Raw genomic sequence first — 13,906 nt, 5'->3', positions numbered from 1 at the left:
ATGTTCCCCACGTCGCTCCCTTGCTCATCTCCGCTACTGCTCCATGGAAGACACCAGTCTCGCCCACGCAGCCGTACGCGGAGGCAAGGCCTGTTCACTTCCCTGATAAAAATTGAATGTCATGACGCTGAAATCGCTACCGTCTCCATCCCGCACCGTGGAGGACCAATAGGGTCCAACGGCGGTTCGGGGAAACAAGTAGGCGTTGATCATGGGTTGGCCGGGATAGGTTTCCCGGTCCGTCAAAGAACGCAACTCCTCGATGGTCGGCAAACGCCAGGAGGCGACGCCGCAGTATCGAACCCGATTCAGCGCCGCAATCAGATCGTCAGTGTCGCAGGGCTGAATATGGTCGCCGAGAATGCAGCTGCCCCGCCCCGCTTCGCCGCGGTCATTCAACCGCCAGGAAAAACTGGATTTGTAGTGATGGACATTTTCCTGCCAGCTCTTCACTTCCCAAATCACGTTATTGCGGGCGTCCGCCACACATGCCCAGGGCCCCACCTTGGGCGCCACTTCCGCGCCGTTTGCATCCAGTTTGCGCCAACGCGCCAGTTCCGCCTGTATGCGACGTTGCGCATGTTCGCTGGAAGCGCCGGCGTCCTGCCCGCCGTTAACGGTCATGGCCACGATCATCGCCGCCGGCGCCAGGATGCTGACGCCGATGGCGGAAATTATCTGGGTGCGCTGTCGTTGACTCATGGCCGCACCCTCAAGCGAATGGGTCGATGGTGATAGGCATGGCGGGTTTGCGCATGATCAAAAGGCGCCACCCACATAAACACGCCATCCTCAATGGGAATATCAAAGGCCGACCCCGTCTCGCGAGCGCGGGCCAGCTCCAGATACCAGCGTCCGTCCTTCCACTGCGCGCGGCCGCGCACATCTCCCCGGTCGCCTTCGTAATGGCTCATCCACAGCACCGAGGGCAGACTGCCGCCCACCGGCGTCTCGTCTCGTTCCGCCCGATAGGTGCGCGAGCCATACCAGGTCATGGCGTTCTCCTCCTTGGTAACGCCCGGTCCTTCTCGCGGAATGCGCAGAGGCGTCACGCCGCTGGTGCGGAACCAGTCCCAGTTCTGACGCACGCCGCCGTCTTCCACCGGATCGGGTTGATAACCCGCCTTGTAACGGGGACAAAATGCGCAGGCCGCTTCCGGTTTACCGAAGTGATCATCATCCAGCACCGCCATGTCGCCCCCGCGTACCGCCTTCCAGTGCCAGACGTCGCGAATGGAGCCATCCGTCGTGTAGTGATAACCGCGTCCGGAGCGACTGGCCGGATAGCCCTCCAGAGGATGTCCGCCCAGATGAATGCTGTTATCGCCGCCAAATCCGCCGCCTTTGGATAGCATCACCGCCAGCTTGTCTTCGTAATAGACGCGCTCGTCATCTTTCTCGAACCCAGCATGTAGCGCCTTCCAGCCGGCCTCCGTCTTTTGCAGGGGAAGATGACTGTAATCGGCATGAGCATCCGGCCAGCTAATAGAGAAATACACCGTGTAAGGATTCGCCAGAGCGCGCACTTCAACAGGGACGGCGGTATGGTAGTCGTTGCCTTGATAGGTAGTCACCGTCACCGGCTCAGCCGCGGCCCAGGCGGCTTCATCCGGCGATCCGTCAATCTGAATACGCTCTTTTTCCGCCAAGGAAGCCACCACCAGCTCCTGACTGTCCGCGCCGCCGCCCCACCAAATCGCTGCGCCCGCAGCGCAGGAAACTGCCAGCAGTCCCAAACCCTGAGAGAATTTGCGAGGGATAAAGACCGCAGGTAAAAACCGCCCGCCTCGCAACGCCAGCTGCTCCGTCAGGTGAGCGGCAATCAGGATCAGCAGCGCCAGCGCGCCCCAGTAATGAATCGCCAGGACCCAGTCCAGCACGCCCACGCCGACGCCCAGATAGAACACGGCTCCACTGAGAAGCTGCACCGGCAAGGTGAGATACAACGCTCGTATCAGTAGCCCTTTAGGACGGGTTGGAGCTACGCCAGCGCGATTTTTAATCCAGGCGAATAAAACGGTAAGACTGACGGCCAGCCATCCAAGCGCAGAGCCAAGATGCCAGGAAATCATGTCGCCTTGCGGCGCATTAGCCGTCCAATACTGTTGCAATGGCCAGTCGCCGTCCGCCGCCAGACGCATGCCGCTGGCCAGACTGACGGTAAACAAAGAGATCGCACAGAGGTGAAGTAAAACGCGTAACCAATGAGAAGCGGGAAAGATCATTGTAGTTTCTGTTGTTATCGGTTTAATGCACTCCGCCCGCTGTCAGGAGTGGGCTTAAGGAGATGCGTGATTAAATGTGACTATCAATAGCGTTACTTCAATATAAATCATTGTCGAATAAGGACTTTTCATCCTAGAACCCGAACGCCGCCGCGACAATTGCCTTTCCTGCATAGTCCAATCGAGTGAAATCAACAGGCGAGCCTGCATTGCCGGACGGCAAGCAGCCTAGAGGTTTGCTGTTGCAAGCGCATGACATTCCGGGAGTCGAGCACCGGGAGACCCGCTATGACGACGACGCACGCCGGTGAGACTTTTCTTAACGGGCAATGACCCGTAGCGATATATGAAGTAAAAGAATGAGCCGCAATAGCGCAGGCTATCTGGAAGAGCCGCGTGCAACGGCAAGCGTTGACGCCGGATGGGTGCAGTGTGAGCGTTCATAAAACATTCCTTATTTCATGAAAACAGAGTACGAAGCACGAGATGGCGCGTGCGGGCGTTGGTCCTGCTTAAATTTTAGCCCGCACGAAATGCAATTCAATCTCATTTACGCGCTTTTCACAACCTGGATCACTGCAGGGAGTGAGCCTGCGCACAAATTGATGCTTTCAGGCGCTTCAGAATCCCAGGCTGGCGCCAGCGCCCAGCAACGTCGCAATTCCCAACGCGACAAAGATCAACGCCGCAACGCCGTGCACCAGCCGCACCGGCATGCGATGGGCGATGCGGTCGCCAAGCAGTACGGCGGGAGCGTTGGCGATCATCATCCCTAAAGTCGTACCGGCCACTACCCAGAAGAACGAGGAGTATTGCGCCGCCAGCGCGACGGTGGCCACTTGGGTTTTGTCCCCCATCTCCGCCAGGAAGAAGGCGATGACTGTCGTGCCGAACACGCCCAGTTTGGCGAATTTGGCTTCACTTTCATCGAACTTGTCAGGGACCAGCATCCACCCCGCCATGGCGATGAACGACACGCCCAGCACCCAGCGCAGTATCTCCGGCATCACCAGAGAAGTGACCCAGGCGCCCAGCGCGCCGGCGAAGGCGTGATTGACGATGGTGGCCACGAAAATGCCAAGGATAATGGGAACCGGCTTGCGGAATTTGGCGGCGAGAATAAACGCCAATAATTGGGTCTTGTCGCCAATCTCTGCGAGGGCGACGATGCCGGTGGAAATCAGGAAAGCTTGCATTCGGGATATCTCCTGGGCCGGACTTAACCATATGACTACGCCACGCCCCGGCCCAACCGGTGCGGCATAGTCAAAGGTCTTGCCAAGTTATGGAACCGTTTGCGCCATGGCCTGTGGGCCAAGTGTGTTGACGCAAACCTCTTCCGGGTGAAGAGAGGCTACTCCCCAGTGACGCCGCGCATACTAATGCAATGCGTCGTATAAATCCAGCCGGTGTTTGTATCCAGCACCTGCGTTCCGCCAGGGCGCCAGCCTTCCAATGAGAAAACGCCCTGGCGACAACTCAACGGCTAGGTTTCAGAACCCAATTCATCTTACTTGGAAAACGACTGCCCCCTGCCCGCTCTGGATACGACGCCTTTTACTTCATTGTCAGGAAACTGCTGCTGAGTGTTGATAGGCGCGCCAGGTTGCAGCGCGATGTCGCCCACTTCCAACACGTGTCCGTATATATCCGTGATGCGTAAATCAAAAGGCCCCGTCCCCATTCCGGAACGCTCGACAAAGTAGTTGTAGTCCTCTCTGCCGATCTCCTTATAGGCGCCGGTTGATCCGCTTTCCCGATACGCCAGACGGCTTACAGGATAGCGTTGTTCGCGCACCTGTACCGCCGTCCACCACTGGCTCGATCCCTCCATGAAATACAACTGCAGCGAGGGGTAATCACAGGCCACATAATCCCAGCTAATGGGAATGCGCCCCGCCTCCAGGGGTGAAATCTGCGCGAAAGCCGCATCGGTCAGGTCCACATCGCCGGGATTGCAACCGGGACAACTGTCATCCACCCGCACCACCACGGACTTGCCGTTATTACGATTGGTCACCCGCACACAGCCGCCGCAGGCTTGAGAGCCATTGTAATCGGTCTGGTTCATCGCCGCAGTGAGCATCGCAGGCGCGGGAACGCTGCAATGTCCGCCGCCGTTATAGAAGTAGTACGTCCCTTCGCCATGATGGGAAGCGACAGACGTGTGCGGCGCAAGAAGTTGAGTCTCAGCGAGAGAGACCCGTACAAACAGCGACAACAGAATACTGCCAAGAATCAGAAAAGCAGGTTTGTTCATGAGCTTCCTTGTCCTTTGTCATTGGTGGTTGCAAACCTGGCTTCACGACGGCTTGTCAGAAGCCTGTTCGGCCCTTCCCGCGCCGTGACGAACATCGTGTCTGGTCCCCGGCTGCGGGACTTGCAAGGGCTCTTCACACACTCTGACACAGGCGGGCTCGGGCTCCCAGCGCCCATGGGATAATTGGGAAGAGATGGGAATCAATCGTGACATTATCTATCATAATCAACAGGTTACAGGCATAACCTTATCGGACGATCAGTTAGTCCATACGCCCGGTTGTTCCCGCTTCGGTCAAGTTTTACTCTGCCTTGCCATGTTAACTTCAAGGATCGACATGCAGAGTCTTCAACAATCCGTAGGAGTCGGCGGCGTCAACAGAAAAGCGGACGTCGTCCTCGCGCAGACGCTTCTCAATCGCTTCGCCAAAACCCACAGTTCACGCCTGGCGGTGGACGGCGTCGCCGGGGGCGCCACAGCCTCCGCCATCAAACGTTTCCAGCGGGATAAAGTCGGTATGAGCAAACCCGACGGCCGCATCGACCCGGGCGGGCGCACCTTGAACGCACTCTTGGGAGGCAAGCATTTGCGAATCGCGTGGGGCGGCCGCACCTCCTCCGTTTTCAACAATAAAGTCATTAAAATCGCCGCCGCGATGGATATGTCGCCAGACTACCTTATGGCCTGCATGGCGTTTGAAACCGGCGAGACGTTCAGCCCCCGCATCACCAACGCCGCCGGCAGCGGCGCTATCGGCCTGATCCAGTTCATGCCCGCCACCGCCAAGGCGTTAGGCACCAGCGTTCAGGCGCTGAAGGGGATGTCGGCGGTGCAGCAATTGAAGTATGTAGAGAAATATTTCAGCCCTTACCAGGGGCGTTTGCAGAATCTGGAGGATGTCTATCTCGCGGTTCTGTACCCCGCTGCGGTGGGCATGAATCCGTCCCAGGCGCTGTTCCGGCGCGGCACGCTGACCTATACCCAGAACAGTGGTTTTGACAAAAACAAAGACGGTATCATTACCCCCGCCGAAATTTCACTGAAAGTCCGCGCCGCTTACGAAAAGGGTCTCACGACGGGCTATATGGGATGAGCTATGACCGCACGCCAACGTATTTTATCGCTTTTTCTGATCACTACCGCCGCCTTACCGACGTTCGCTGAAGATACCGATGACTCCACGCTGATCGTCAATTGGGACGGTCGCTACCGGTATGAATCCCAACAGGGAAACACCGCCGGAGGCACGCCGATAATCATGATTCACCTGTTGACCGTGGCCAAAGGAGAAACACCCTGCCGCCTGGAGATCAACGGCTATCAGACGGCGGAAAATCTGCTCTGCGCCGCGGAAATGTCCGGCGCGCGCATCGACATCAACTTTGTCTCCCATGCCGGGGGATCGGTAAAAAACAGTTATGGCGTGGCGGTCTATAAGCCGGGAGAAACCCTGTTTTCCCTGGAGCGTCGCGCGCAGGACGGCGACCTGATTACCCACTGGGGCGCGCTCACGCCAGACGGCGTAAAAAGCCAAAGCGGCGCCTTCTTCGTCAAAGAAGCGCCGGGAGAGCCCCTTTCGCCGCCGCAACAAAAACGCTTAGACTTATCGTCTCCAGACAAGCAAAAGAATGAGTCAAGTGAATGATGAAACTATCCAAAAGGACCTTTACCAGCGCACTGCTATCTCTGCTGATCGTCTCCGCTCCCACTCTGGCCTGCGATGAAGATCACGCCGGACCGCAAGCCGGGGCGCCGGCCAACATCGAAAGCGTCATCAAGAAATTGCGCAACGAAGGCGCCATTCCTGAGAGCGCGACTTACGCCGAAGCGGAGGAAGCTGCGCGACAATATTTGCGGGAAAAAGCGCACGCTTCCGCGCAGTCAAAAAAGGCCACCGAAAAAACCAAATCCGGAATCAATTCCGGTCAACCTCAGTTCTCGCCCGCTCCCTCCCCAAACAACTCCTGACAAGCACGGCGCGGGCTCCCGGCTCGCGCCACTTATCCTAAAGATTATTTCCACAAAGTACTGATATTGTAGATTTTTTTCTGGTTTACTAAATAACGCGACCACGTAAGCGCTTGCTTATGGGGGCGTTTTTCATGAAACAAGGACGTCTTCGGCGTCCCTCAATAATGTGCGTTATTGGGGATGTTTGACCGCTAAGGAAATACCTTATCGGATCGGCAGGGAAACAATAAAACCAAATGGCTTTTGTGAGCGTCGACAATGACCGATCCACGGTCGTTCCGGCATTCACTAGGCGTCGCGGGGACTTGGCGTTTACCCGACTGGCGCGGCATCCGCGCCTGACCGGGCGAACTACTTTATTTATCTCGTTTTGAGATTCGCCGGCAATCCGTTGCCTGCTTTCCCCGCCTGGGCCGAATATGGCCTTACACAAAAGGGCAATCAATAAAAAAGGAATTAATCATGCATAAAAAAAGCATACTGTCGCTCGCTATATCCGGGCTGCTCGCTTCCGCCTCGCCATTTGCGGCCAGCCAGTCGCATCAGCATGGCGCCGGCGCCTTCGATCCCAGCATCGCCAATGAGGGCCGCCTGATTCAAATGCTGAAGGCCGGCGGCAAAATCTCTGAAGGCGCTACGCTGGAGGAAGCTACCGCCAAATTGCAGGACTGGTTGAAAGACCGTAAAGCCCACGAACTGCAACGCGCCCGGATGCAGGCCACTACCTCCGCAACGGCGGCGGCGCTGGCCGAAGAACCTCGTCGCGTTAACGGCAACCATCTGCGTGACCAAAGATGGCGTGAGCTGGATAACCGCAAACTGTTCCCTGATAACCTGCAACTGGAAGAGTGGACCGAAGGCGCCCGTAAAGCCAAGGTGCTCGCCATCCTGATGGAGTTCCCGGACTTCCCGCACAACTCCATCCAGCCCGGCGAAACCGACATGTACTACGAGGACTACAACCGGGAGCACTTCCAGGATCTGCTGTTCTCTGATTCCGGCTACGCCGGTCCTAACGGTGAAAACCTGATTTCCATGCAGCAGTACTACATCGCGCAGTCCGGCGCCAGCTACTCTGTAGAAGGCAACGTAGCGGGCTGGTACATGGCGCAGAAACCAGCGGCGTTTTACGGCAACAATGTGGACGGCGACGCCCGCGCTCTGATCCGCGAAGCCCTTTTGGCCGCGGCGGCGGACCCCAATGTGGATCTGAGCGACTATGACATTGAAGATCGTTACGACCTGGACGGCGACGGCGACTACTGGGAGCCGGACGGCCTGGTCGACCACGTGATGGTGTTCCACTCTGCAGTCGGTGAGGAAGCTGGCGGCGGACAACTGGGCGAAGACGCGATCTGGGCGCACCGTTGGAACCTGGGCCAGATCTTCCCGATCGAAGGCACCACTTCCGACTCCGGCAACTGGGGCGGCATGATGGCGGCGTATGACTACACCATACAACCGATCTCCGCTGCAGCAGGCGTGTGCGCGCACGAATACGGTCACGACCTGGGTCTGCCGGACGAGTACGACACCCAGTACACAGGTAAAGGCGAACCGGTTTCTTACTGGTCCATCATGTCCAGCGGCTCCTGGGCCGGCAAGATTCCGGGCACCGAACCGACCGGTTTCAGCGCTTACGCCAAAGAGAAACTGCAAGGCATCTGGGGCGGCAACTGGCAGCACGGAGCCACCTTGTCCATCAATGAGCTGGACCGCAAAGGCGAAGTCCTGCTGCTGGATGAAGCGGTAAGCAAAGGAAGCAACAACGATGTCATCCGCATCGACCTGCCGAAGAAAAAACGCGTCATCACAACGCCTACCAGCGGTCAGTACGCGTATTTCGGCGGTAAGGCCAACGACCTGCACACTAGCATGTCCTATGACCTGGATCTGACATCCGCCACTTCCGCCAAACTGGCGTTCAAAACCTGGTACGACATCGAAGCGGACTGGGATTACGGCTACGTGATGGTGGAAAGCGAGTCCGGCAAAGTCAGCATACCAGCGACGATCACCACTGATACCAACCCCAACGGCAACAACCTGGGCAACGGCATCACTGGCGCGTCCGACGGCTGGGTGAACGCTGAGTTCGATCTGTCCGCCTACGCGGGTCAGACCGTAAAAGTCAGCATCGAGTACTTCACTGACTCCGGCACGCTCAACCCAGGCCTGTACGTGGATGATATCGCTCTGTCCGTAGACGGTGCAGTGGTCGCCAGCGACAACGCTGACTCTGCGCCAGTGTTCACTTTGGACGGCTTCACCGCCGACGAAGGCTTCACAGTGTCTGATCGCTACTACCTGATGGAATGGCGTACGCACAACGGCGTTGACATCGGTCTGGAGCGTCTCAACGTGTCCGGTCAGCTGATGTCCTTCAACCAAGGCCTGGTCGTCTGGTTCGTGGATGATTCCTGGGACAACAACCACGTGGGCGTGCATCCTGGCGAAGGCTTCCTGGGCGTTGTTGACGCTGACCAGAGAGTGGTCAAGTGGGAAGACGGCAGCGTCGCATCCACCAAGTTCCAGTTGCATGACGCGGCGTTCAACGTGATCGCCTCCGAGCGCCTGAAACTGGATCTGACGGACGTAGACTCCGTAGGCTCCACGCTGAAAGACCAAAACCGTCGCCCCTATCCGCGCTTCATCGATCGTCTCAACTACATGAGCGACGAGATTCCTGATGCGGGCCGCAACATTCCGGAATTTGGCCTCAACGTTCTGGTGCTGTCACAAAGCGCCGACGGCAAAGTAGGCAAAGTTCTGGTGAGAAACACTTCTTCCCGATAGTCACCCTTACGACTATTCGCTAAGCGCCCTGCGGGGCGCTTTTTTTTGCGACGCGCTTAGGGTTAGTTCTGCAGGCGCAGCCCTTACAGGTCCGACATATATCCAGCTTGAATTCGAGTTATATCCAATGCTTGATTCTCTCACTCCCGGGTCGTAAGATCGGCCTTCAATCACTTTCTACAAGTTGTAAAGCATGAGCTCATCCAAGGACATCGCCAAAGCCGCCTGCGCATCCAGTCAGGATGTCGGCCGCATTAGCGTCCGGGACATTTTCATGTTTTGCTTCACTCCCCCGCCCCGTCGCCTTCAGGCCGGCGCGCCACCGCCGCCGCCCGTATTCCACTGAAATAAATTTCGCGCCTTCCATTTGAAGTCAGCCCAGCGCTGACGTGGTCGGCAATGTCTTATTCCCTGCGACGGGTAACTAATTATGTCTATCAACCGAACGACGTTACTGTCTTATTGCGCAACCGCGCTCTTCGTACTGCTGTGGAGCAGCGGGGCCATCTTCTCCAAAATGGGGCTGGAGTCCGCCTCCGCTTTCGCCTTTCTTCTTCTCCGTTTCACTATCGCTTTTGTTGTGGTGCTGGGTATCAGTTTAAGCCGTGGTCAGTGGCTGCCGGAGCCCGGTACGCGACTTCGCGTGGCGGTGACCGGCTTACTCATGATCGGCGGCTATTCCATCTGCTACTTCAAAGCGCTGGAGCATGGGGTAACGCCGGGAGTGCTCGCCACCGTGCTGGGCGTACAGCCGATTCTGACCTTGCTGGCCACAGAGTCCGCCTTTTCGTTGCAACGTCTCTCGGGGCTGTTCCTGGCGTTATCGGGATTGGTTCTGGTGGTGTATCACAGTATTGGACTGGCGCAAATCTCCACAACAGGCGTTGTGTTCGCCCTGACCGCGCTGGGCTCGATCACCACGGGGGCGATACTGCAGAAAGGCGTCAAGCAGGCGCCCGCGTCGGTGCTTCCCCTGCAATACGCGATGACCCTGGTCCTCTGTCTGGCGTTTACGCCCTGGGAGTCCATCACGGTGGAGTTCAATCCGCGCTTCTTGCTGGCGCTGTTATGGCTCGGCGTGGTGATCTCGGTGATCGCCACCTTGCTGCTGTACCGTCTTATTCAGGCTGGCAATCTGGTGAATGTCACCAGTCTTTTTTATCTGGTCCCCGGCGTCACCGCCGCTATGGATTACCTGTTTCTGGGCAACCAGATGTCTTTGCTGAGTTTGCTTGGAATGGGCGCTATTCTGCTGGGACTGACGCTGATCTCACGGACGCGTCAAACGCAGCCTGAGGCGCTGAAGCCGATTGCGGCGACGGAAACATGATCATACCTACGCCAGAGCCTGGCGCGTAAGGCCTCTCTTAACTATATGGATATAGCGCCCCGTTGGGGCGCTTTCTCAACTGGCGGACGTTGACGGGATCAGTCTCGCGTCGGGTCGTGATGTTTCAGCAACTCGTCCAATGTCAGCAAATAGCTGTCCACAAAGGTCGCCATAAAGTATTCCACCTCCGGCATCTGCAGCGCACGGATACGCGCTTCCACATCCGCCTTGGCGTCGTCGAACTCTTTGTTGCCGGCGGCCACTTCCATCTGACATTTGAGATAGGCGCTGATCAGGTCTGCGGCCTTGACGAATTTCACGCTGGCGGCGTCAAACTTGTCATGCAGCAACAGAGGCTCAAAAGGTTTCTGCAGCTCGTCCGGCAATGTGGACAGCACTTCTTTTTCCGCCTCACGTTCGATGGCGTGATACGCGTGCTTAATTGCATCAGAGTGATACTTGATGGGACTCGGCATGTCCCCGGTGATGATTTCCGATACATCGTGATACAACGCGGCTACCGCCAGGGCGTTGGGGTCGACGTCGCCGTTGAACTTGCGATTGCTGATCAGTCCCAGCACATGGGCGATGGTGGCCACCTGCCAGCTGTGCTCCATGACGTTCTCCTCCACCACATTCCTTTTCAGCCCCCAGCGTTTGATCCAGCGCAGGCGTTCAAGGTAGGCGAAGAATTTACTGGTCATGGGCGAGTCTCCTGGGACAATGTCGGCGGCCGGTGATAAAAGGGAATTATAACCGTCCGCCGTAGCATCCGCCCAGACGCCTTAGGCTTCCGCCGCCGCTTCGTGATCGTGGCGCAGCTCTTTTCTGGCGTGGCGCAACACTTGAAACGCAGCGCTCAACGCCAGGCAGGCCATAATGCCGGCGACAATCAAATCCGGCCAGGCGGTCCCAGATCCGAATACACCCAGCGCGGCGAACATAACGGCGATATTGCTCAACGCATCGTTACGGGTGCATAACCATACGCTGCGCATATTGCTGTCGCCCTCGCGATAGGCGTATAACATGGCGGCGACGCCCAGGTTGGCGACCAGGGCCAAGGCGCCAATGACCCCCATGGTGGCGGCTTCCGGCATAGTGCCCGCCATGGCGTTCCAGGCCGTGCTGGCCAGCACCCATACGCCGAATGCGCCCATCGAAAACGCCTTCAACAATGACGCTTTCGCCCTCACCGCCAGCCCCATGCCCAACACCCAAAGGCTGATGCCGTAATTGGCCGCATCCCCGAGAAAGTCCAGCGAGTCCGCCAATAGTGACACCGAGCCGGCCTGCAAGCCGGACAGCAACTCCACCGCAAACATGACCGCGTTGATCAACAGCGCCCAAAACAGAATCTTGCGATAACGCCCATCAACTTTCGGCTTTTCTTCGTGCTCGTTATGGCAGCAATGCACACCCATTCGTCATTCTCCTTGCATTTGAATGCGCTCAGGTTAAAGTCTGGAGCCGCTACAGGGTCAAGCCCTCATTGCAAGAAAATGAAAGAAGCCCGCGGGCGCATTTATGAGTTCGGCGCGTCGCCATGGCAGGGACACTCGCCTTCAGTCGGATCATGGTTCAATCCGGTCAGAATGCCGCATTCGGCGGCGCGATTGTGGATTTGGCACTGGTCACGCAGGGACTGCAACTGCTCCCTCAGCTTCTCCAGATCGGAGATTTTCTGTTCCAGGGCCAGCAGGTGGGTGTCCACCAAATCGTTGACCTCGCCGCAATCCAGGGAAGGATGATCGCGAAAATACAGCAGAGATTTGATTTCGTTGAGGGACATGTCCAGAGAGCGGCAATGGCGGATGAAATTCAAGCGCTCCAGATGGCTGCGCCCATACTCGCGATAGCCAGAGGCGCTGCGCGGCGGAGCCGGCAGCAGGCCTATTTTTTCGTAGTAACGGACGGTTTCCGCATCGCAGTTTGTCGCTTTCGCCAACACGCTGATTCGCATGATTTCCCCTTGTTCACTAGCACCGCTGATAAAGGCGGAAAACGACGCTATCGGGTGACCATATAAATGCGCGTTTTGCCGCCTTCCGTCTTCTGATAATACAGTTCAGAGCCGTCACCGGAAATGGACGGCGCTTCCGCCATCACATCTTCCCCTACTCCCATAACCTCCACCGGAGAGTCAAACGGCTGACTGGTGGAGCCGCGCACCGCCCGCATGATCAGGGCGCGATCACGATTATTCGCGCGGTCCGCCAACAGGATACGGGTAAAGAACAGTTCCAGTCCATCCGTCGAAATCGCAGGACTGTACTCGATATCGCGGGAGTTAACGTTCTCCATCACCCGCTCCACCTCGCTCTGATCGTAATAGTAAGTGGCGCCGCCACGATGGGTGGCGAAGTGGATATTCGCCCGCAGCAGTTGGCCGCTCATGAAGCCGCCGGCGCCCCAGGCCGCCTCAGTGAAATACAGCACGCGACTGTCCGGGCTGACTTCCGGCCCCATGTTGCCCTGGAATTTGCGGGCGAACGCATTCGCCTTGCGAGGCGGCAAACCGTCGATAGCGCGCACGGAAGAAAGCTTACCGCCGGAGAAGCGACCGCTGCGCACCATGGAGTCCACGCCCGTGTCGGAGAACACCAGATTGTTGTCCACGTCGATGGCGGGCGCGCCCTGAACATATTTCTCATCTTCGCCGCCCAGACTGATCTGGCCGCGGTAGGTCCAGCCGCCGTTAGCGCCACGTTCGGCGTAATGCAGCAGACGGTGGTTGTTCTCAGCGCCACCGTTGAAGAAAAGCGTTTTACCATTGCGGGAAATGTAGGGCTCTTCCTGGTTCATGGGCGAACCATCAGGCCCGTTGGGGAGACCGGAAATCGTCACCTGCACAGGATTTCCAAAATCAGCCGCTTGGGAAAACCCAGCAGCGGAGGCCAGCGTCAATAAACAGGCGGTCAAAACTCTATATCGCATATGCATTCTCTGTATGGTCTTTCGTTTTTCTACTCCCTACAGTGAACATCCCTGATATTTGTTCTAGTTTTTCCCACAGCTTTCCCCATTCTGCCGGGCCTTGAGGGCAAATAAACCAACCTCCGTCACAAAAGAAACGAAAACCAGTTCACGTAATGCGCCGCCCCATATCGGCGGGCGTCCAGGGAGGGAGCCAGTAAGGCCACCAGTTATGCAAAAATTACGCCCCGATTACTGCTTTAAATACAGCACGTAATAACGCAATTTTCAAGTTATCTGGCGCCACAGAACGTAAAGAAATGCACTAAATTGGTGTTTTGGTGGAATGATATAGCACCATTTTGGTGCTCATTAATTTTCAGGCGAAGGCGCGCCTCTTTTTAGGGC

General features: G+C 57.2%; 15 protein-coding genes and 1 riboswitch. Of the genes, 7 read left to right on the top strand and 8 right to left on the bottom strand.

What is annotated here, in order from left to right:
* Positions 1-33 precede the first annotated feature (33 nt).
* Both ACQYWX_RS14250 and ACQYWX_RS14245 read right to left on the bottom strand, forming a co-directional pair.
* A complete protein-coding gene (locus ACQYWX_RS14250) occupies positions 34-702 on the bottom strand; it encodes a DUF1566 domain-containing protein (protein ID WP_431689263.1) in 669 nt (222 codons plus the stop codon).
* Positions 699-2,225, bottom strand: a complete 1,527-nt coding sequence (locus ACQYWX_RS14245) for an ethylbenzene dehydrogenase-related protein (RefSeq protein WP_431689262.1) — start codon at positions 2,223-2,225, stop codon at positions 699-701. The genes ACQYWX_RS14250 and ACQYWX_RS14245 overlap by 4 nt, the downstream gene beginning before the upstream one ends.
* Positions 2,226-2,410: 185 nt before the next feature.
* Between ACQYWX_RS14245 and ACQYWX_RS14240 the strand changes: the two genes are divergently transcribed.
* Positions 2,411-2,536, top strand: a complete 126-nt coding sequence (locus ACQYWX_RS14240; RefSeq protein WP_431689261.1) for a hypothetical protein — start codon at positions 2,411-2,413, stop codon at positions 2,534-2,536.
* Between the two features lie 309 nt (positions 2,537-2,845).
* Here the strand turns inward: ACQYWX_RS14240 and ACQYWX_RS14235 are convergent, their stop codons facing one another.
* Positions 2,846-3,421 (bottom strand): TMEM165/GDT1 family protein, encoded by a 576-nt coding sequence (locus ACQYWX_RS14235; protein WP_431689260.1) that lies wholly within the window; start codon positions 3,419-3,421, stop codon positions 2,846-2,848.
* 7 nt (positions 3,422-3,428) lie between these two features.
* A riboswitch (yybP-ykoY riboswitch) is annotated at positions 3,429-3,600 on the bottom strand.
* Between the two features lie 135 nt (positions 3,601-3,735).
* Positions 3,736-4,485, bottom strand: a complete 750-nt coding sequence (locus ACQYWX_RS14230) for an expansin EXLX1 family cellulose-binding protein (protein ID WP_431689259.1) — start codon at positions 4,483-4,485, stop codon at positions 3,736-3,738.
* Between the two features lie 337 nt (positions 4,486-4,822).
* Between ACQYWX_RS14230 and ACQYWX_RS14225 the strand changes: the two genes are divergently transcribed.
* From ACQYWX_RS14225 to ACQYWX_RS14200, 6 genes are all read left to right on the top strand, one after another.
* Positions 4,823-5,578 carry a peptidoglycan-binding protein gene (locus ACQYWX_RS14225; protein WP_279506515.1) on the top strand — a complete coding sequence of 252 codons (756 nt, stop codon included), beginning with the start codon at positions 4,823-4,825 and terminating at the stop codon, positions 5,576-5,578.
* Between the two features lie 3 nt (positions 5,579-5,581).
* Positions 5,582-6,130 carry a DUF5991 domain-containing protein gene (locus tag ACQYWX_RS14220; RefSeq protein WP_431689258.1) on the top strand — a complete coding sequence of 183 codons (549 nt, stop codon included), beginning with the start codon at positions 5,582-5,584 and terminating at the stop codon, positions 6,128-6,130.
* Positions 6,127-6,453, top strand: coding sequence for a hypothetical protein (locus tag ACQYWX_RS14215; RefSeq protein WP_216736201.1), 327 nt, complete (start codon positions 6,127-6,129; stop codon positions 6,451-6,453). The genes ACQYWX_RS14220 and ACQYWX_RS14215 overlap by 4 nt, the downstream gene beginning before the upstream one ends.
* A 465-nt stretch (positions 6,454-6,918) precedes the next feature.
* A complete protein-coding gene (locus ACQYWX_RS14210; protein ID WP_431689257.1) occupies positions 6,919-9,252 on the top strand; it encodes an immune inhibitor A domain-containing protein in 2,334 nt (777 codons plus the stop codon).
* Between the two features lie 193 nt (positions 9,253-9,445).
* Positions 9,446-9,598 (top strand): hypothetical protein, encoded by a 153-nt coding sequence (locus ACQYWX_RS14205; RefSeq protein ID WP_431689256.1) that lies wholly within the window; start codon positions 9,446-9,448, stop codon positions 9,596-9,598.
* 84 nt (positions 9,599-9,682) lie between these two features.
* Entirely contained in the window at positions 9,683-10,582 is a 900-nt protein-coding gene (locus ACQYWX_RS14200) for a DMT family transporter (protein WP_431689255.1), read from the top strand.
* A gap of 98 nt (positions 10,583-10,680) precedes the next feature.
* On the opposite strand, the gene yfbR is transcribed toward ACQYWX_RS14200, so the two are convergent.
* From yfbR to ACQYWX_RS14180, 4 genes are all read right to left on the bottom strand, one after another.
* A complete protein-coding gene (yfbR, locus tag ACQYWX_RS14195; RefSeq protein WP_279506504.1) occupies positions 10,681-11,286 on the bottom strand; it encodes a 5'-deoxynucleotidase in 606 nt (201 codons plus the stop codon).
* Positions 11,287-11,367: 81 nt separating this feature from the next.
* A complete protein-coding gene (locus tag ACQYWX_RS14190) occupies positions 11,368-12,006 on the bottom strand; it encodes a cation transporter (RefSeq protein ID WP_431689254.1) in 639 nt (212 codons plus the stop codon).
* Between the two features lie 101 nt (positions 12,007-12,107).
* Positions 12,108-12,545 carry a Cd(II)/Pb(II)-responsive transcriptional regulator gene (gene cadR, locus ACQYWX_RS14185; protein WP_431689253.1) on the bottom strand — a complete coding sequence of 146 codons (438 nt, stop codon included), beginning with the start codon at positions 12,543-12,545 and terminating at the stop codon, positions 12,108-12,110.
* Between the two features lie 47 nt (positions 12,546-12,592).
* Positions 12,593-13,519 (bottom strand): TolB family protein, encoded by a 927-nt coding sequence (locus ACQYWX_RS14180; RefSeq protein ID WP_431689252.1) that lies wholly within the window; start codon positions 13,517-13,519, stop codon positions 12,593-12,595.
* Between the last annotated feature and the right edge of the window lie 387 nt (positions 13,520-13,906).

This window comes from Hahella sp. NBU794 (genome assembly GCF_050749805.1).
Lineage (GTDB): Bacteria > Pseudomonadota > Gammaproteobacteria > Pseudomonadales > Oleiphilaceae > Hahella.
The sequence above is the reverse complement of the archived record's forward strand: the minus strand, read 5'-3'. Positions and strand labels throughout refer to the sequence as shown.